The following is a 614-nucleotide window of genomic DNA, read 5'->3' as shown; positions in this document are numbered from 1 at the left end:
CGGCCCCCGGGCGTGGGTCACCCCTTCCGCCGGCGCCTTGGGCGCCGTCGACGTTTTGGAGATGCCATCGATGAAAGCGCGCCTGATCGCCACCGGTGAACGCGCACCCAGCTGGGTCGCGCAGGGCTTTGCCGAGTACCAGAAACGGCTGTCGCACTGGTTGCCGTTCGAGCTGGTGGAAATCGAGCCGGGCCTGCGAGGCAAGGGGCGCGATGCGCGCCGCGCCACCGAGGATGAAGGCAAGCGGGTGATTGCCGCGCTGCCGAAGAACGCCTACGTGGTGGCACTGGATGTGCCGGGCCGCCAGCTCAGTTCCGAACAGCTGGCGCAGCGCCTCGAGCACTGGCGCGGGCAGGGCAGGGACCTCGCCTTCCTGATCGGTGGCCCCGAAGGCCACTCGCCGGAAGTGTCCGCGCTGGCCGATGAAAAGTGGTCGATCGGACCGCTCACGCTGCCGCACATGCTGGTGCGCCTGGTGGTGGCCGAGCAGCTGTATCGCGCGGCGGCAATGATTGCCAATCACCCCTACCATCGCGCGTGAAGAGTGGTTATACTAGTCGTCTGCCCGAATAGCTCAGCCGGTTAGAGCACTTGACTGTTAATCAGGGGGTCGT

1 protein-coding gene is annotated in these 614 nt (G+C 66.4%); it reads left to right on the top strand.

Annotated elements, in window-relative coordinates; translation table 11 throughout:
* Positions 1 to 70: 70 nt before the first annotated feature.
* Positions 71 to 541: a 23S rRNA (pseudouridine(1915)-N(3))-methyltransferase RlmH gene (rlmH, locus tag IAE41_RS22335; RefSeq protein ID WP_079222687.1), complete on the top strand. Its 471-nt coding sequence runs from the start codon at positions 71 to 73 to the stop codon at positions 539 to 541.
* Positions 542 to 614: the final 73 nt, after the last annotated feature.

Source organism: Stenotrophomonas sp. S39 (assembly GCF_016624665.1).
Taxonomy (GTDB): domain Bacteria; phylum Pseudomonadota; class Gammaproteobacteria; order Xanthomonadales; family Xanthomonadaceae; genus Stenotrophomonas.
Note: the sequence above shows the minus strand (reverse complement) of the source record. Positions and strands in the feature narration are given on the sequence as shown.

Excerpts from the sequence above, each read along its gene's own strand:
- rlmH (WP_079222687.1), top strand. The coding sequence starts at position 71 with ATGAAAGCGCGCCTGATCGCCACCGGTGAACGCGCACCCAGCTGGGTC.